Origin of the sequence: Nocardioides alcanivorans (assembly GCF_021555175.1) — a bacterium.
Classification (GTDB): domain Bacteria; phylum Actinomycetota; class Actinomycetes; order Propionibacteriales; family Nocardioidaceae; genus Nocardioides; species Nocardioides alcanivorans.
This window is the reverse complement of sequence record NZ_JAKGRW010000006.1, coordinates 37,011-54,285: the sequence shown is the minus strand read 5'-3', so window position 1 is coordinate 54,285 and position 17,275 is coordinate 37,011. Positions and strand designations below refer to the sequence as shown.

Here is a 17,275-nt window from a genome sequence, read left to right as displayed (position 1 = left end):
CGACAGACTTGTGCCGTGCCCGATGAACGCATCGACCCTGACGAGCCCGCCCACCTGCGCGACGCCACCGGTGCCTCGCCGCCGATCCATCGCTATGCCCCTGCCGCTGACCTCACGAGCCTGGTGCGGCGCCACTGGATCCCCGTCTGGTCGCTCCCTGAGGGGAAGGAAAGCGTGCAGCGGGTGCTCCAGTACCCCGTCTGCCTGCTCGCGATCGACGCCGAGCGGGCGGCACTCGTCGGACCGACCCGGGGCCTCGGCACCCGCCGGTTGAGTGGCAGCGGTTGGACCTTCGGTGTGCTGCTGCAGCCCGCGACGGGCTGGTTGCTGCTTCAGCGGCCCGTGACGGAGGTGACCGACGACGGCGTACCGCTGGAGACGTTGGCTGGCATCGATGGTGCGGGGTTGGCCCGCGCGGTGCGTGACTGCATGGCGGACGATCCCGGATCCGAGAGCGCCCAACGGAGCGCCGCCGGCCACGTGGAGGAACAGCTGCGGCGGTTGCTTCCCGTCGACGACGAGGGCATGTTGGTCAACCGCATCGTCGAGTTCACCGAGGCCCGGCCCGACGTACGCCGGGTGGCCCAGGTGTGCGCGGAGTTCGGGCTCCCGGAGCGCTCACTGCAACGGCTGACGGCTCGGCGCCTGGGTCTGACGCCAAAGTGGTTGATCCAGCGGCGGCGCCTGCACGAAGCTGCCCAACGACTGCGCCAGCGGTCGACTGCCTTCGACCTCGCCGCCGTCGCCGCGGACCTCGGCTATGCCGATCAGGCGCACTTCATCCGCGACTTCACCGCGGTCACCGGACTGACCCCGGGGCGGTTTGCTTCCGAGCCGCGCGCCTACGATGCGAGGCATGAGTGAGCAGAAGATCGTCATCGTCGACGGGGCGCGTACGCCGGTCGGCAGTTTCGGCGGGGTGTTGAAGGACGTGCCCGCCCACGAGCTCGGCGCCACTGCCGTGACCGCCGCGCTGAGCCGCGCCGGCGTGAGCGGCGACCTGGTCCGCGAGGTCGTGATGGGCCAGATCGGCCAGGTCGGCCCCGACGGCTACAACGCCCGCCGGGTCGCGCTTGCCGCCGGCCTGCCGCAGAGCGTTCCCGCCTACACGGTCAACCGCCTGTGCGGTTCGGGCCTCCAGGCCATCTGGTCGGCCGCCATGGAGATGCGCTGGAACGGCCTCGACTTCGCCGTCGCCGGTGGTGACGAGTCGATGAGCCGGATGCCCTTCCTCGACTTCGGGGCGCGCAACGGCTACAAGCTGGGTGACCGCGCGCTGGTCGACGGCACCGTCGGCATGCTCACCGACCCTTTCAGCAACAAGCACATGGGCGTGACCGCCGAGAACGTCGCCACCAAGTACGGCGTCGACCGCGCTCAGCAGGACGAGTTCGCCGTGGAGTCGCAGCGCCGTGCGGCGACCGATGCGGCCAAGGCTGCCTTTGCCGAGGAGATCACCCCGGTCGAGGTGGGTGGCCGCAAGCCCCACACCGTCGAGGTCGACGAGCACCCCAAGCCCGACACCACCGTGGAGACGCTCGCCAAGCTCCGCGCTGCCTTCGTGAAGGACGGTTCGGTCACGGCCGGCAACGCCTCCGGGATCAACGACGGCGCTGGCGCCGTGGTGCTGGCCACCGAGGCTGCTGCGGCTGAGCACGGCTTGTCGCCGCTGGTCTCCCTCGAGGCGGTCTCCACGGGCGCCATGGAGCCCGAGCTGATGGGCTATGCACCCGTGCTGGCCCTCAAGGACCTCTTCGAGCGCACCGGCCTGAGCCCGAAGGACATCGGCACCATCGAGCTCAACGAGGCATTCGCCTCGCAGGCCATCGCGGTCTCGCGTGACGCTGGGCTCTCGCCCGACCAGGTCAACCCCTATGGCGGCGCGATCGCCCTCGGCCACCCGGTCGGCGCGACCGGCGCCATCCTCACCGCGCGGGCCGCGAAGACCATGGTGCGCAACGACCTCGAATACGGCATCGTCACCATGTGCATCGGTGGCGGTCAGGCCCTGGCTGCCCTCCTGAAGCGGGTGTGAACATGACCGACAACCTCGTGAACTACTCCGTCGCCGACGGGGTCGCCCACATCGAGCTCAACCGTCCGGCCGTGTCGAACTCCTTCGACCTGCCGACCGCGCTCGCCTTCGACGAGGCCATCGCACGGGCCGAGCAGGATGACGCAGTCCGTGCCGTGCTGCTCACCGGTGCCGGCAAGCGCTTCTCCGCCGGTGGCGACGTGGCCTCGATGGTGGCCGCCGACGACCAGGCCGGCTTCCTGCTGGCCCTGGCCCGTGCTCTCGACGCCGCTGCGCAGCGCCTCGACTCCTCGCCAAGCCCGTCGTGTGCGCTGTGCAGGGCGCGGTCGCCGGCGCCGGGAACTCCGTGATGCTCGCCGCTGACGTGATCGTCGCTGCCGAGTCCACCAAGTTCGTGATGGCCTACCCGGGCGTCGGCCTCACCCCTGACATCGGCGTCTCCTGGCTGCTGCCTCGTGCCGTCGGTCAGGTGCGGGCGCTCGAGTACGCCCTCACCGGCCGCCAGCTCACCGCTGCCGACGCGCTGGACTGGGGCCTGGTCACCACCGTCGTGGCCGACGAGGAGGCGCTCTCCACGGCTCGTGAGCTCGCGGTCAAGATGGCAGCGGGTCCGGTCTTTGCCTTGGGCAGCGCCCGGCGGCTGATCCGCGACTCGTGGGAGCGCACCCGTGCCGAAGCCGGCGAGGTCGAGGCGCGCACGATCGCCGAGGCAGTACAGACCGACGATGCGCAGCAGCGCCTGGCGGCCTTCACCAAGAAGTGACCGAAGCAGGACCCGAGATGCCGGCCCCGACCACCGCTGCGACGTACGACGTCGCGGTGGTCGGGGCCGGCATCGTCGGTCTGGCGGTGGCCCGGGAGGTGCTGCGTCGTCGTCCGGGGGCCCGGGTCGTCGTGGTCGAGCAGGAGGCGGACGTCGCCGCGCACCAGACCGGTCACAACTCCGGGGTGGTCCACGGTGGCATCTACTACCAGCCGGGTTCCTTGAAGGCGCAGCTGTGCGTGGAGGGGGCGCGGTTGATGTACGACTACTGCGCCGAGCACGGCGTCGCCCACGAACGCTCGGGCAAGCTCATCGTCGCCCGGCACGCGGGGGAGCTCGGACGACTGGATGAGCTGTACCGACGTGGCCTCGCCAACCAGACACCCGGCCTGCGCCGGGTCGACGCCGACCAGGTCCGGGAGATCGAGCCCCACGCGGTCGGGGTGGCGGCCCTGCACGCACCCGACACCGGCATCGTCGACTTCGCCGAGGTGGCGCGGGCGATCCGTCGGGAGCTCGAGGTCGAGGGCGTCGACCTCCGTTTCGACGAACAGGTGCTGGCGATCGACGAGACCGGTGGCCTCACCACCGGACGCGGCCGGATCAGGGCCCGCCGGGTCATCGCCTGTGCGGGGCTGTGGGCCGACCGGCTCGCCCGTGCGGCCGGCGCTGACGCCAATCCTCGGATCGTCCCGTTCCGGGGCGGCTACCTGGCCCTGCGGCCCACTCCCGAGCCCATCGTGCGCGGCATGATCTATCCGGTGCCCGACCCCGAGCTGCCGTTCCTCGGGGTGCATCTCACCCGCCACCTCGGCGGAGAGGTCTCGCTGGGACCGACGGCACTGCTGGTCGCGGCCAGGGACGCCTACGCGCTCGGTCGGGTCCGGGGACGGGACCTCTGGGAGTCCCTGACGTGGCCGGGCACCTGGCGGGTCGCCCGCCGGCACTGGCGCGCAGGCGCGGGGGAACTGCTGACGGCCGTCAGTCGCAGACGCTTCGTGGCCATGGCGGCGGAGTACGTCCCCGGGCTCACGACCGCAGATCTGGCGCCCGGGGGCACGCCGGCGTCCGGGCCCAGGCCGTCGATCGTGACGGCACGCTCGTCGACGACTTCGTCCTCTCCGACGCCGGTGTCACGACCTTCGTGCGCAATGCTCCGTCGCCGGCAGCCACCTCCGCCTTCGCGCTGGCCCGTGAGCTCGTCGACCGCACGTTGAGGTGAGTGGGCAACTGTCCCTCAGGCAGGCGGTTCCTGCGGGGTGTCACCCTCGCCGGAGGTGCCCGTGTCCGGCTCCTGCTGCTTGTCGTCCGGCTCCTTGACCTCGCGAGGAGCTTCGTCATCGACCGCCGGGTTGGCGTCGGGATTGAGATCGCGCGGGACCGGGTCGCCCGGGGTGTCGCCGTACTTCGGATCCTCGAGCGAGTCCGCGCCGCCGGGCAGGAGCTGGGGCTCCTGGGTCTCGGGGGCGGGCGCGGGGAGTCGACCCCGTCGGGACGGGCCTGGTCGTTGCCTTCGGCGTTCATGCCCCCACCTTGCGTCACATCCTCGTGAAACAGAAGGGCCGCGGACGTGTGTCCGCGGCCCTTCCGGCAGGAGGTGGGGTGTCGGTCAGCGCCGTTTGATCGTCACCGTGCGGGTCGGGGAGGTGCCCTTGGCGCTGCCCTCCCCGGCGCGGACGACCAGGAACAGGCGATGGGTGCCACGCGGCAGGCTCTTGGTGAGCTTCAGCTTGACGTTGCGCTTCACGGTCCCACGGGCGACGGCGACGGCACCCGCCTTGGACTTCTTCATGAGACGCACGCTCGCGCCCGCACGGGTGGGCCGGACGGTGCCCTTGGCGACGACCTTCACGCCATGTTTCGTCTGCTTCTTCCGCACGGCCAGCGTCACCTTGGCGCGCACCTTGACCGCTTGGCGAGCGGAGCGGGAAGCCGCGTAGCCCTCGCTGCCGGCGTACCGCCACTCGTGGACAGCACGTTTGGCCGGCTTGATCCGCGCCGATGCGCGTCCCTGGCTGTCGGTCACGGCCGCCGCGACGCGAGTGAACGTGGAGGAGCCATGAGAGCGCTCGAAGAGCTCCACCTGCTGTCCGCCAAGCGGGTTCGCCCCAGCGGTGAGGACGGCGCTCGCCCGGTTGGACTGCCCGTACGTCATGACCTTCCGCTGCACCGTGCTGGCGATGGAGGTGGGGACGTCGGCTCCGGGGGAGTCGACGACCTGGAGGGTCACCGCTCCGCGCGCGATCGTGACCGAGCTCGGTGACTCGGGGACGAAGAGTGCGGAGAGGGTGTGCGTGCCCACCGGCAGGACCGTGCCGGACGGCAGGTCATAGGTGAAGGTGTCCGGAACCTCGGCGTCGAGAAGGACCGCGTGCGCATTCAGCTGTACGTCGCTCAGCGGCGTGCCTTGGACGATGGCTGCCGGTGTCTCCCAGACGACCTCAGGAGTCGGCGGCGCGATCACCTTGATGTCGACGATGTTGGAGGCCCGGCGAGTGCCACGTTGGTCGACCTGGTTGGCGATCCGGGCAAACCCGTTGGCCCCGAGGGGATCCGTGACGGGGGTGAGGTCGTCGGGGTCGTGAGCACCGAAGGCGGTGGCGACGAGGACCGGGTGGCCACCGAAGAACGGACTGATCTCGGCGAGTGAGAACAAGCTCTGGTGACAGTCGGACGCAGTGACCATCACCGAGAATCGCGTCAAGTCGTTGTGCTGGGGGTCTGGATACTGCGGCCCCGGAGCTTCTGCGGTGATGTAGGAACCGAGGCCCCCGTTCTCCGCGGAGAGGCCCAGCAGCCGCCAGAGCTCGACGCCGGTGCAGTTGGCGCTGCCAGCCGCGATGGTGGTCTGCTCCTCGGCCTGAAGTGCCGCGAGATCATAGGTGCGTGGCGAGGCCACGGCGCCGCTGACGGTGAACTCGTCGGAGACACCGCCGGCGCAGGTCGGGGCGTTCGCGGGCGGGACGCTGCTCCCGACCGGGGCTTGCAGGACCCGGATCTCGACGATGTTCGAGATCCTCCGGCTGCCGCGGACATCGATCGGGTTGCTGATCCGGGCGAAGCCGCTGTCGCCGAGCGAATCGGTCACCGGGGTCAGGTCGTCGGCGTCGTAGTCGCCCTGGGCGGTCGCGACGACGACCGGCTGGCCGCCGAACCACGGGCTGATCTCGGTCATCGCATAGACGGCCTGGAAGCAGTCGGATCCGGTCACCACCACCGAGTAGCGGGTGATGTCATTGTGCTGTGGGCCATCCTGGGGCCCCGACGGGGCGCTGGGCAGCAGGAACGTCCCGATTCCGCCGGAGTTGTCCGGGAGTTCCAGGAGCCGCCACAGGTCGACACCTGAGTAGTTCCTGCTGGTGGTCCCGCTACCGGATCGAAAGGTGTCGGCCACGGTGGTCTGGGGCAGCGCCGCGAGGTCGGCTTCGTCGTAGCTGCGCTCCTCGTGGACCCAGCCGGTGACCGCGAGGCTGTCGGAGACGCCTCCCTCCGGGCCGCACAACTGGTCCGCTGCTGCCGCGGTCGCCGGTGTCGCCCCGAGGGTCGTCCATGCCGTCACCACCATCGCCAACGCAAGCAGTCCCGACGAGGCTCTTCGCCATCGGCTCCCAGTGACACACCGCTTCATCTGAAACCTCTCTTCTTGCCTGAATCGATCCTTCGTGACGATATAGTCACACTGAGACTACTGGAAAGGAACGCACTGTGGCGACGTTCGAGACGATCCGAATCATCGGTTCACTGGATCGAAAACTGTCGCAAAGACGGCGCTGCTACGGTTCTCGGGTGCAGCAGATACGGATTGCGGATGCGGCTCGATTCCTGGGTGTCAGTGACGACACGGTCCGACGCTGGATCTCGTCGGGACGCATCCCGGAGCACCTCGACGACGGTGGCCGGAAGTGTGTGGCTGGGTCGGACCTTGCGGTGCTGGCCCAGGAGCTGGCCCAGGACCGACCTGATCCGTCGAGCCGGGACAGCTCGGCCCGCAACCGGTTCGTCGGGCTGGTCACGGCGGTGACCGCCGACAAGGTGATGGCCCAGGTGGAGCTTCAGTGCGGTCCGTTCCGAGTGGTCTCGTTGATGAGCACCGAGGCCGTTGGTGACCTCGGTCTGGAACCCGGCAGCGTCGCTGTCGCCGTGATCAAGTCGACCAATGTGGTCGTCGAACGATTGGAAGGAATGCCATGAAACGAATCTTGCGAGGCCCGGCCCTGGCCGCGGTCGCTCTGCTGCTGGCGGGAGGCCTGACGGCGTGTGGTGACGACGACAATGGGTCCGGCTCCGACAAGGACGTGACCTTGACCGTGTTCGCCGCTGCTTCGCTCACCTCGACGTTCACTGAGATCGGCGAGAAGTTCGAGGCCGAGAACGACGGCGTCACGGTGAACTTCAACTTCGCTGGATCTTCGGACCTGGTCGCGCAGATCCAGCAGGGTGCGCCGGCCGACGTGTTCGCCTCGGCCGACGAGAACAACATGACCAAGGCCACCGATGACGACCTGACTGCTGAAGACCCCGAGCTGTTTGCGACCAACGTGCTCACCATCGTCACCGAGCCCGGCAACCCCGAGGGCATCACCAGTCTGGCCGACCTGGCCAACGACGATCTGACGGTCGTGCTCTGCGCTCCCGAGGTTCCCTGCGGGGCTGCCTCCACCCGGGTGGAGGAGGCTGCCGGCGTGGACATCGCCCCGGCGAGCGAGGAGTCCTCGGTGACCGACGTGCTCAACAAGGTCACCAGCGGCGAGGCCGACGCCGGGCTCGTCTACGTCACCGACGCCAAGAATGCGGGAGATGCGGTGACGGCCGTCGAGTTCGCGGAGTCGGCCGAAGCCGTCAACAACTACCCGATCGCTGCTCTGGAGGACTCCGAGCACGGCGACCTCGCGCAGGCGTTCGTCGACTACGTCCTCGGCTCAGTGGGTCAGGGCGTGCTTGCCGCTGCTGGCTTCGGTCAGCCCTGACCCAAGGACTGCCAGTGACGAGACGCGGCCACGACTACTCAGCGCTGCCAGCATGGGTGCTCGTGCCCGCGGCGGCGGGAGCAGCCTTCGTGCTGCTCCCGCTCGTCGCGCTGGGGATGCGGGTCGACTGGGGCAATTTCATCACCCTCATCACCTCTGAGTCCTCGGTCGCCGCGCTCCAACTCAGTCTGCGGACCGCCGCAACGAGCACGATCCTGTGCGTGCTGCTGGGGGTGCCGATGGCGCTGTTGCTCGCGCGCACCTCGTTCGTCGGTCAGGGAATCCTCCGCTCGTTGGTGCTGCTTCCCCTGGTTCTGCCGCCAGTGGTTGGCGGCATCGCGCTGCTCTACACGTTCGGACGCCGCGGATTGCTCGGTGAGCACTTGGACGTGCTCGGCATCCAGATCGCCTTCTCCACGACCGCCGTCGTGCTCTCCCAGACCTTCGTCGCCCTCCCGTTCCTGGTGGTCAGCCTCGAAGGTGCGCTGCGCACGGCAGGACAACGCTACGAACTCGTTGCTGCGACCCTGGGCGCTCGCCCGACCACGGTGCTGCGGCGGGTGACGCTGCCGCTGGTGCTGCCCGGGCTCGCGTCGGGCGCGATCCTCTCCTTCGCCCGTTGCCTCGGTGAGTTCGGGGCCACGATCACTTTCGCCGGCAGCCTCCAGGGGGTCACCCGCACCCTGCCGTTGGAGATCTACCTGCAACGCGAGACGGACCCCGACGCGGCGGTCGCGCTGTCGCTGGTGCTGGTGGTGGTCGCGGTCCTCGTCATCGGGCTGGTCCGCGGCAGACGGAGCGCGCTGTGAACGACCAACCGCGCACCGACGGCGTCGCCTCCACGGCCCTGAGTCTCAACGCCACCCACCAGGAGCGTCGGGTCGACGTGCAGCTCGAGGTCGCCGCGGGGGAGACGGTCGCCCTGCTCGGACCCAACGGCGCCGGGAAGTCGACCGTCATCGGCTTGCTCGCCGGTCTGCTCCGTCCCGACAGCGGCCGAGCACAGCTGGGCAGCCGGACCCTGTTCGACACCGGGCGCTGGCTGCCACCGCACGCACGGGGCATCGCGTTGATGGCCCAGGACCCCTTGCTCTTTCCTCATCTGTCGGTCCTGGAGAACGTCGCCTTCGGCCCGCGCAGCACCGGGGTGCCGAGACGCGAGGCGCGGGCCAGGGCGCTCCGCTGGCTCGAAGCCGTGGACGCCTCTGAGTTCGCCGGGCGCAAGCAGGCCCAGCTGTCCGGAGGGCAGGCGCAACGCATCTCGATCGCCCGCGCCCTGGCTGCCGAGCCGGACCTGTTGCTGCTCGATGAACCGATGGCCGCCCTGGACGTGACCATGATGCCCGCCATGCGGCAACTGCTCCGCCGCGTGCTGGTGGACCGGACCGCGATCATCGTCACCCATGACGTCCTCGATGCCCTGATGCTGGCCGACCGGGTGGTGATCATGGAAGGTGGCCTGGTCGTCGAGGTCGGTGCGACCGCGGACGTCCTGACCCGTCCGCGCAGCACCTTCGGTGCCCGACTGGCCGATCTCAACCTCTGTCCCGGCGTTGCCACCGCTGGAGGGGTACGCCTGGCCGACGGCTTCGAGATGCAGGGCATCGCACATGAGGGCACCCGCGTCGGTGAGCATGCCGTCGCGGCCTTCTCGCCGAAGTCGGTGGCGCTCCACCTCGATCCACCCGGTGGTAGCCCGCGCAACGCACTCCCGCTCACCGTTCGTGAACTCGAACCTCGTGGGCCCACCGTGCGGGTCCACGGCACCGCTCCGTCAGGAGTCCACCTCGCTGCGGAGGTCACTGCCGCGGTCATCGCCGAACTGGATCTGGTCCCGGGCCAACAGGTCCATGCCGTGGTCAAGGCGCTCGAGGTCTCCATCTATCCGAACTAGCACGGGCCGAACGGAGTCAACGAGATGAGGTGTCAACCGTGAGCAACGACATGATGCGTCCAGTGGAGGAGCACGCCCGGCTGGTCGCTGACTTGATCGCTCCCACCGAGCCGGACCTGGTCCCGCTCGAGCACGCGGTCGGGCGAGCGCTGGCCACCGATGTCAGGGCCCCCTTGCCGCTGCCGCTCTTCGACAACTCCGCGATGGACGGGTACGCCGTACGCGTGGCCGACATCGTCAGCGTCCCTGTCTCGCTGCCGGTGACAACCGACATCCCGGCCGGCCGCGTCGACGTACCACGCCTCGAACCGGGAACCGCCCACCGCATCATGACCGGGGCCCTCATGCCGGAGGGGGCAGACGCCGTCATCCCGGTCGAGTCGACCGACGGCGACGCCCACTTGGTCCGCATCGACGAGGTTCCAGCGGTGGGTGCCCACCTGCGCCGTGCTGGCGTCGACGTGGAGGCCGGCCAGGTCGTCCTCCCCACCGGCGTCACCGTGGGCGCCAGCCAGGTGGGGCTGGCAGCAGCGTTGGGCATGGTCGAGCTCGAGGTCCGTCGTCCATTGCGCATCGCGGTGCTCTCGACCGGAACCGAGCTCGTCGCACCGGGCAACGGGGTCCAGCCCGGACAGGTCTATGAGTCGAACTCGATCATGTTGGCGACTGCGTTGCGAGAGGCGGGCTCGCTCGTCGACACGGTGCACTTCGTGCATGACGACGTCGCGCACTTCCGGGCTGCCTTCGCCGAACTGGTCGACCATGATCTGGTGGTCACGTCGGGAGGCGTCAGCGCAGGAACCCACGAAGTCGTGAAGCAAGCACTGACCGGATGTGGTGTGGAGTTCGCCAAGGTCGCGATGCAGCCCGGGATGCCACAAGGCGCCGGCACCTACGAAGGAGTCCCCGTCGTGACCCTTCCGGGCAATCCAGTCAGCTCACTGGTGTCCTTCGAGGTGTTCCTGCGGCCGGCGATCAGGGCGGCGATGGGTCATCGCAACACGCAGCGGCGACAGGTGACCGCCGAACTTGCCGAATCACTGGACGCTCCTGCTCGGAAGCGACAGTTCCGGCGCGGTTACCTCGACCCCCGCCAGGGCACCGTGAGTCTCGCTGGCCCGCCGGGCTCGCACTTCCTGAGCTGGCTCGCTGGCGCGGACTGCCTCATCGACGTCCCGGAGGAGGCAACTCACCTCAAGCGCGGTGAACTCGTCACCGTGTGGCTGCTCGGCCCCTAGCGCTGGCTCGGGTCAGGGCCGCGCAGGACCTTCCCGGAGCTTCTCCAGGAACCGCATCACCGTGTGTGAGGCCTCCTTGCGCCACAGGGCGAGCTGGCGTCCGGTGCCGTCTGTGGGAGTGGGGCTGACCTGCAGGGCGTCGTGGATCGGTCGGAAGTGCTCGATCTGCCGAGAGATGAACGGCTGGACATCGAGCCCGTGGTGCTCGTGGAGCGCCAACTTGATCAGCAGCTCCAACCGCACGTCCCGCAGGTGACGCACCGGTGTCTCCAGCCACTCCTGGAAGGCGATGCTGCCGTCCGAGGTGCATCGGAGCACGGTGCGCGCGGGGCCGCGGCTGGACGCCTCCCTGCGTTCCTCGGTGAGCAGGCCCTTGCGTTCCAACGTGTTGAGCGCCCGGTAGACCACCGGTCGCTGCGTGGTGAAGATCTCCCCCAGCCAGTTGTCGCGTTCGAACGCCTTGGCCAGCTCGAATCCGTGCTGGGGCCGGTCGACCAGCAGGCCGAGCACGGCGGCCTCGATGAGGGTCAGCAGCGGAGCCTCCTGTGACGGCACGGACTGACCCTATCGACTGCGAGTATGAATGTGTCGCCACCGGCCGGGTCTGACCCATCTAACGACCGGCCCCCGGGTGCCTTTGGGTTGATCTGTCGACCCGGCTGGTGGGGACGACCAAACCACCGGTCTGGCGGGCAGTGACCTCATAGGAGCATGGCTTTACTGAGCCTCGTCGCAGTCGTGTCCGCCCGCCCGACCGGCGGTGACCCATACCCGCCTGCCAGCGAGAGAAGGCCATCACCAGCATGCCTGCTACCACCACTGACGTCACCACCACGCCCGCCAACACCGTCACGATCGGGGTCGACACCCACAAGGACTCGCACGTCGCCGTAGCGCTGAATGCGCTGGGCCGCTGGGTGGCCGAACTGGCCACCCCGGCCACCGCTGCCGGCTATGAGCAACTACGCCGATGGGCCTACGACCTGGGACAGGTCGAAGCGTTCGGAATCGAAGGCACCGGCTCCTACGGAGCGGGGCTCGCCCGCTACCTGCGTCGCTGCGGCGAGCGTGTCGTCGAGGTCAATCGGCCTGACCGCAGCACCCGTCACCGCAAGGGCAAGTCCGACCCCATCGACGCCGAGTCCGCCGCGAGGGCCGTGCTGGCCGGTACCGCGACCGGCACCCCCAAGAACGGTGATGACCAAGTCGAGGTCATCCGCATGCTCAAGATGACCCGCGACTCCGCGGTCAAAGCGCAGACACAGGCGGTCAACCAGCTCAAGGCCGTCCTGGTCACCGCCCCAGACGAACTGCGCGAATCACTTACCGATCTGGGTCTGGCCAGATTGTTGGAGCGGTGCGCCGCACTGCGACCAGGCGACCTCACCACACCCCTGTCGGCCGCCAAACACGCTCTACGGCTGCTGGCTCGTCGCGCCCTCACACTGCGAGCCGAGGCCAAGGAGCTCCGCGAGCATCTGGATCGCCTCACAGCCGCTGTCGCGCCCACGCTCGTCGAGCTCACCGGCGTCGGCCCAGACACGGCCGCAGCACTGCTGCTCGCCGCGGGGGACAACCCCGACCGGCTGCGCAGCGAGGCCGCGTTCGCGGCCCTGTGCGGTACGAACCCCGTGCCCGCCTCGTCGGGAAAGACGACGCGTTACCGGCTCAACCGCGGCGGTGACCGCCGAGCCAACGCAGCCCTGCACCGGGCCGTCGTCACGCGGATGCATTGGCACGAGCCGACCAAGATCTACGTTGCGCGACGCACCGCCGAGGGCAAGACCAAGCCCGAGATCATGCGCTGCCTGAAGCGATACCTCGCCCGACAGGTCTACCGCTGCCTACTGCCCACAATCGCTGAGACCAGCAGCAGAAAACCACCTCAAGAAGACCTCTGCGACGCGGCTTGACAAGACATAGGAGCATCAACCCCGGTGATCTCGTGCGGTGCCCGCGGAGCCGGCGTACGGCTCCGCGGGCAGACGGTCACTTGATGTCGTCGTCCTTGCCGTCGAGCTTGTCGAGCGCGTCCTTGGCCTTCTCCGCCACGGCGTCCGCCTTGTCGCCGAGCTTGCCCCCGGACTTCTTGTCGACGAAGTCGGCTGCCTTGTCGATGCCGTCGGAGATCTTGTCGCCGTGCTTGTCGACGGCGTCGGCGGCCTTCTCCTTGAGGCCGTCGCCCTTGCCCTTCAACTTGTCGAGGAAGCCCATCAGTTGCTCCTGTCCGAGGTCGGGCCGCGTCTGATCGCGCCCCGTGCTGTTTGGAACACTAGTGCCATGGCCTGCTCCCATCCCGTCACCCGGACCCCGCCGGTCGTCGCGGTCGTCGGCGCGACAGCCGCAGGCAAGACCGGCTTGTCGCTGGGGCTGGCGGAGCGGCTGGGCGGCGAGATCGTCAACACCGACGCGATGCAGGTCTATCGCGGCATGGACATCGGTACGGCGAAACTTCCGGTCGCGCAGCGGCGCGGCATCGTGCACCACTTGCTGGACCTCATGGAGATCGAGGAGACCGCCAGCGTCGCGGACTTCCAGCAGTCGGCCCGGGACACGGTCGACGACATCCGGCACCGGGGGCGGGTGCCGATCCTGGTCGGGGGTTCGGCTCTCTACACCCGCGCCGTGCTCGACCACTTCGAGTTCCCCGGCACGGATCCGGCGTTGCGGGCCGAGCTCGAGGCGGAACTGGCCCAGGACGGGCCGGCTGCACTGCACGCCCGGCTGGCGCAGGCAGATCCGGAGGCGGCTGCCGGGATCCTCGTCTCCAACGGTCGGCGCATCGTCCGCGCGCTCGAGGTCGTGCAGCTGACCGGGCACAGGTTCTCCACCACGCTGCCCAGGCTCGACTACGCACTCGAGGGTGCGGTGCAGGTGGGCGTCGCCATCGACCGCGACATCCTCCTGACCCGCATCACCCAACGCGTGGCCGAGATGTTCGAGGCAGGTTTCGTCGAGGAGGTGCGGTCGCTCGCGGCACGCGGACTGGCCAGTGCCCGGACCGCCTCACGGGCCATTGGCTACCCGGAGGTGCTGGCCCACCTTGCCGGTGACCTCACCGAGGCCGAGGCCCGTGAGCGCACGGTCATCGCGACCCGGCGCTTCGCGAAACGACAGGACCAGTGGTTCAAGAAGGACCCGCGGATCACCTGGTTCGACTGGGACGCACCCGACCTGGTCGACCAGGTGGTCGCGCACGTCGTCGGCTGATCAGCGAAGTCGCGGGTATTGCGGGTCGAGATCGCGGGTGTTGCGCTGTTTCGCAGTGGGCTCACTGCTGGGCGAGCGCCTCGGCGTGCATCGCACTGATGCGCTCGTAGCCGGGACCGTTGCGGTGCAACCCGGCGACCTCCGCGTCGGTGAGCTCGCGGCGTACCTTGGCCGGCACCCCGGCGACCAGGCTGCGGGGCGGCACCTTCATGCCCTCGGGCACGACAGCGCCGCCTGCGATGAGGGTCTCCGCGCCGATGTGGGCACCGTTCATCACCGTCGCGTTCATCCCCACCAGGGCATGGTCCTCGATCGTGGCCCCGTGCACGACCGCCGCGTGGCCGATCGTGACCCCTTCGCCGATCACGATCGGGAAGTCGTTGTCGACGTGGAAGACCGCGTTGTCCTGCACGTTGCTGCCGTCGCCGATGGTGATCGAGTCGAACTCCGCGCGCAGCACCGCGCCGTAGAAGATCGAGCAGCGCTCACCCACCGTGATGTCACCCACGAGGGTCGCGTTGGGCGCCACCCAGGCGCTCGCGGAAACGGACGGCGTGTGGTCTCCCAGGCTGATCTGCATGAGCCGCAGACTACTTTTCGGCTCGCGGACCGTCGGCCAGGGGTGGGAGGATGGGACCCGTGAGCTACTCCTTCCTGCTGGGCCACGGCACCGAGAACGATTTCGTGCTGCTCCCCGACCACGACGGCACCGTGCACGGTGCGTTGTCGCCGAGCCGCGTCGCCGCGCTCTGCGACCGCCGCGCGGGGATCGGCGGCGACGGCGTGATGCGGGTGATCCGCGCCCGCGCCGCCCGTGAGCTCGGCCTGCTCGAGGTGGTCGGCGAGGCCGAGTGGTTCATGGACTACCGCAACTCCGACGGCTCCGTCTCCGAGATGTGTGGCAACGGGGTGCGGGTGTTCGGGCGCCACCTCGCTGACGCCGGTCTGGTCGACCCGACCGCACCGGTGCCCGTGGCCACCCGTGGCGGCACCAAGGTGCTGACCTTCGAGGACGACGGCAGCATCACCGTCGACATGGGCACCCCGATCGTGCTCGGTGACAGTGTCGTCACGGTCGGTCACCTCGGCTGGTCGGCCCGCCACATCGACATGGGCAACCCGCACGCCGTTGCCTTCGTGGATTCCCTCGATGACGCGGGCACGCTCCTGGAGCCACCGGGACACGACCCGGTCGTCTATCCGCACGGGGTCAATGTCGAGTTCGTCGTCGACCGCGGCGAGCGCCACGTTGCGCTGCGGGTGCACGAACGCGGTTCGGGGAGACCCGTTCCTGCGGCACCGGTGCCTGCGCGGTGATGGTCGCGGCGGCCCTGCGCGACGGCGCGGCCCAGCCGCCGGTCGACGACGTGACCTATCGGGTCGACGTACCGGGCGGCACGCTGTGGATCACCTGGACCGCCGACAACCGCACGCTGTTGCGAGGCCCGGCCGTGCTCTTCGCGGAGGGCCTCACCGAGCTGTGAGGTTTGGAATGCTCTGATCCGGGCGAGAAACCGGGAGTAGCCCGCATCCCTCGAGGAGTCCGATGTCCGAGCAGTTCCCTCCCGCAGACGAACCGACCCGCCAGGGGGCCTCCCGAGGGCCAGGACGCGCCGACCGCCATGCCCCAGCAGCAGTGGGGACAGCAGGGGCGCAGCCCCGCGCCGCAGGGTTCGTGGCCGGCCCGGGACAGCCTCAGCAGGGTTGGCCTGCCCGGGCCAGCCGCCCCAGGGGTCCTGGCCGGCGCCCGGACAGGCCGCAGCAGGCCGGACAGCCGCAGCGGGGTTGGCCCGCCCCGGGACAGCAGCAGAGCCCGCCGGACAGCCGGGTGGCGGGCAAGGCGGCTGGGGGCCGCCTTCCGGTGGACCGGGTGGCCCCGGTGGACCACAGGGGCCGGTGGGGCCCGCCGCAACAGCCGCCGTCGGGTGGCGGCAGTCGCAAGGGACTGGTCATCGGCGCGATCGTGCTCGTCCTCCTGCTCATCGGCGGCGGCATTGCGGCAGCCGTCGCGCTGTCGGGCGACGACAAGGACGACGACGCGAAGGGTGACGACAACAGCCAGGCGAGCGGATCCGAGTGGCGAGCCCTCGGACGCGGGGACCGACGACGGCGTTGACGCCGCTCCTGCGAACTCCTTCGAGGCAGCGAACTTCGACGAGGTCGGCCTCGTCTGCCAGGACCAGGCGATGAGCAACGCCGCCGCCTGGGATCCGGCGGCTCCGGTGGGCCTGCCCTTCTTCAACAGCCTCGATGAGCCGGACGTTCCGTTCCATGCCGCTCGGTGCCTCGCAGGAGCTGGGCCTCAGGAGTACGGCGAGTTCGAGACCACCAACTTCGTCGTCTGCGCCGAGGGCACGCCGAGCAGCACGGTGGAGCCGCAGCAGTGCGAGGACGAGCGGGAGGGCGCCTATGAATGGCAGCCCACCGACTGGAACGTCAGCATCCGTGCGGCCGCCACCGGCGAGGTGCTCAAGGAGCTCGACCCCTACGCAGAGAAGCAGACCGGCTGCCCGTCGTACGCCGTGATCCGCGACGGCAAGGCGCACTCCATGCCTGACTCCCGCAGCATCGAGAGTGCCATCGGTGCGTGGCTGGTCGAGGCCGGTGCCGGCGAGCCCGGTGACGACGGCTCCACCGGGGCCGCTCCGTTCGAGGCCACCTCCTACTTCTGACCTCGCCCGTGTCTGCCTGGGTGGCGCCGCCACCAACGCTCCGTCGTTCGACGCCAAGTCGGCGAAGGGGCTCGGCGCCCTCAACACCGAGAAGCAGCCGAACTACAGCGGCAACCTGAGCGTCGGCCCCAACGAGAAGTGGGGAATCGATGTCCCGGACTGGGCAGAGGCCAACTTCATCGTCTGCGTCGAGGGCGAGCCGAGCGCCAGCGTGAAGCCCCGCAAGTGCAAGGCCTCGGAGGAGAAGGACAAGGGTCGCTTCGACTTCGTCCAGTTCGACTACGAGCTGACGGTGCGTGAGGTCGCGACGGGTGAGGTGCTCACCGAGCTCGAGACCCTGACCCCGGAGTTCGACAGCTGCCCGATGTTCGCCTTCCTCGACGAGGACCGGGTCTACACGCCGACCCCGACACCTCCGAGATCCGCGACCGGGTCAACTCGTGGCTCGCCAAGGAGGGCGGCAAGAAGTGATCAGTGCGTCTTGAACGGTGTCTGA

At 69.3% G+C, this 17,275-nt stretch carries 21 protein-coding genes; 17 read left to right on the top strand and 4 right to left on the bottom strand.

The window, feature by feature from the left end; genetic code table 11:
• The first annotated feature begins 15 nt into the window (after positions 1–15).
• The 5 genes from L1066_RS27410 to lhgD are packed head-to-tail and all read left to right on the top strand — an operon-like array spanning position 16 to position 4,015.
• Positions 16–864, top strand: coding sequence for a helix-turn-helix domain-containing protein (locus L1066_RS27410; protein ID WP_235734927.1), 849 nt, complete (start codon positions 16–18; stop codon positions 862–864).
• Positions 857–2,035, top strand: a complete 1,179-nt coding sequence (locus L1066_RS03095; RefSeq protein ID WP_235734926.1) for a thiolase family protein — start codon at positions 857–859, stop codon at positions 2,033–2,035. The genes L1066_RS27410 and L1066_RS03095 overlap by 8 nt, the downstream gene beginning before the upstream one ends.
• Positions 2,036–2,037: 2 nt before the next feature.
• Entirely contained in the window at positions 2,038–2,385 is a 348-nt protein-coding gene (locus tag L1066_RS26370; protein WP_283095261.1) for an enoyl-CoA hydratase/isomerase family protein, read from the top strand.
• Positions 2,385–2,798: an enoyl-CoA hydratase/isomerase family protein gene (locus L1066_RS26365; protein ID WP_283095260.1), complete on the top strand. Its 414-nt coding sequence runs from the start codon at positions 2,385–2,387 to the stop codon at positions 2,796–2,798. Before L1066_RS26370 ends, L1066_RS26365 begins: the two co-directional genes overlap by 1 nt.
• Before the next feature lie 17 nt (positions 2,799–2,815).
• Positions 2,816–4,015 (top strand): L-2-hydroxyglutarate dehydrogenase, encoded by a 1,200-nt coding sequence (lhgD, locus tag L1066_RS03085; RefSeq protein WP_235734925.1) that lies wholly within the window; start codon positions 2,816–2,818, stop codon positions 4,013–4,015.
• 392 nt (positions 4,016–4,407) lie between these two features.
• On the opposite strand, the gene L1066_RS03080 is transcribed toward lhgD, so the two are convergent.
• Positions 4,408–6,357, bottom strand: a complete 1,950-nt coding sequence (locus L1066_RS03080; protein ID WP_235734924.1) for a hypothetical protein — start codon at positions 6,355–6,357, stop codon at positions 4,408–4,410.
• 227 nt (positions 6,358–6,584) lie between these two features.
• Between L1066_RS03080 and L1066_RS03075 the strand changes: the two genes are divergently transcribed.
• The 5 genes from L1066_RS03075 to moeA are packed head-to-tail and all read left to right on the top strand — an operon-like array spanning position 6,585 to position 10,897.
• Entirely contained in the window at positions 6,585–6,989 is a 405-nt protein-coding gene (locus tag L1066_RS03075; RefSeq protein ID WP_235734923.1) for a TOBE domain-containing protein, read from the top strand.
• Complete coding sequence (modA, locus tag L1066_RS03070; protein WP_235734922.1) at positions 6,986–7,765, top strand: molybdate ABC transporter substrate-binding protein; 780 nt, start codon at positions 6,986–6,988, stop codon at positions 7,763–7,765. Before L1066_RS03075 ends, modA begins: the two co-directional genes overlap by 4 nt.
• A 14-nt stretch (positions 7,766–7,779) precedes the next feature.
• Entirely contained in the window at positions 7,780–8,574 is a 795-nt protein-coding gene (locus tag L1066_RS03065) for an ABC transporter permease (RefSeq protein WP_235734921.1), read from the top strand.
• Positions 8,571–9,659 (top strand): sulfate/molybdate ABC transporter ATP-binding protein, encoded by a 1,089-nt coding sequence (locus L1066_RS03060; protein WP_235734920.1) that lies wholly within the window; start codon positions 8,571–8,573, stop codon positions 9,657–9,659. Before L1066_RS03065 ends, L1066_RS03060 begins: the two co-directional genes overlap by 4 nt.
• A gap of 38 nt (positions 9,660–9,697) precedes the next feature.
• Positions 9,698–10,897, top strand: a complete 1,200-nt coding sequence (gene moeA, locus L1066_RS03055; RefSeq protein ID WP_235734919.1) for a molybdopterin molybdotransferase MoeA — start codon at positions 9,698–9,700, stop codon at positions 10,895–10,897.
• 12 nt (positions 10,898–10,909) lie between these two features.
• Here the strand turns inward: moeA and L1066_RS03050 are convergent, their stop codons facing one another.
• Complete coding sequence (locus L1066_RS03050; protein ID WP_235734918.1) at positions 10,910–11,452, bottom strand: PadR family transcriptional regulator; 543 nt, start codon at positions 11,450–11,452, stop codon at positions 10,910–10,912.
• A 248-nt stretch (positions 11,453–11,700) separates the two neighbouring features.
• On the opposite strand from L1066_RS03050, the gene L1066_RS03045 reads away from it, so the two are divergent.
• Complete coding sequence (locus tag L1066_RS03045) at positions 11,701–12,810, top strand: IS110 family RNA-guided transposase (protein ID WP_235734917.1); 1,110 nt, start codon at positions 11,701–11,703, stop codon at positions 12,808–12,810.
• 76 nt (positions 12,811–12,886) lie between these two features.
• On the opposite strand, the gene L1066_RS03040 is transcribed toward L1066_RS03045, so the two are convergent.
• Positions 12,887–13,111: an antitoxin gene (locus tag L1066_RS03040; RefSeq protein WP_235734916.1), complete on the bottom strand. Its 225-nt coding sequence runs from the start codon at positions 13,109–13,111 to the stop codon at positions 12,887–12,889.
• A gap of 66 nt (positions 13,112–13,177) precedes the next feature.
• Here L1066_RS03040 and miaA point away from each other — a divergent pair, with 66 nt between their 5' ends.
• Entirely contained in the window at positions 13,178–14,107 is a 930-nt protein-coding gene (gene miaA, locus L1066_RS03035) for a tRNA (adenosine(37)-N6)-dimethylallyltransferase MiaA (protein WP_235734915.1), read from the top strand.
• 61 nt (positions 14,108–14,168) lie between these two features.
• Here miaA and L1066_RS03030 read toward each other — a convergent pair whose 3' ends face one another.
• Positions 14,169–14,687, bottom strand: coding sequence for a gamma carbonic anhydrase family protein (locus L1066_RS03030; protein ID WP_235734914.1), 519 nt, complete (start codon positions 14,685–14,687; stop codon positions 14,169–14,171).
• 59 nt (positions 14,688–14,746) lie between these two features.
• Here L1066_RS03030 and dapF point away from each other — a divergent pair, with 59 nt between their 5' ends.
• From dapF to L1066_RS03010, 5 genes are all read left to right on the top strand, one after another.
• Entirely contained in the window at positions 14,747–15,424 is a 678-nt protein-coding gene (gene dapF, locus L1066_RS03025) for a diaminopimelate epimerase (protein ID WP_312006847.1), read from the top strand.
• Positions 15,424–15,591 (top strand): hypothetical protein, encoded by a 168-nt coding sequence (locus L1066_RS27405; protein ID WP_312006846.1) that lies wholly within the window; start codon positions 15,424–15,426, stop codon positions 15,589–15,591. The genes dapF and L1066_RS27405 overlap by 1 nt, the downstream gene beginning before the upstream one ends.
• A 395-nt stretch (positions 15,592–15,986) precedes the next feature.
• Entirely contained in the window at positions 15,987–16,223 is a 237-nt protein-coding gene (locus L1066_RS03020) for a hypothetical protein (protein WP_235734913.1), read from the top strand.
• A 70-nt stretch (positions 16,224–16,293) separates the two neighbouring features.
• The gene (locus L1066_RS03015) at positions 16,294–16,779 is read left to right on the top strand and encodes a hypothetical protein (RefSeq protein WP_235734912.1); all 486 of its coding nucleotides are present in this window, start codon (positions 16,294–16,296) and stop codon (positions 16,777–16,779) included.
• Positions 16,727–17,275 carry a hypothetical protein gene (locus L1066_RS03010; protein WP_235734911.1) on the top strand — a complete coding sequence of 183 codons (549 nt, stop codon included), beginning with the start codon at positions 16,727–16,729 and terminating at the stop codon, positions 17,273–17,275. Before L1066_RS03015 ends, L1066_RS03010 begins: the two co-directional genes overlap by 53 nt.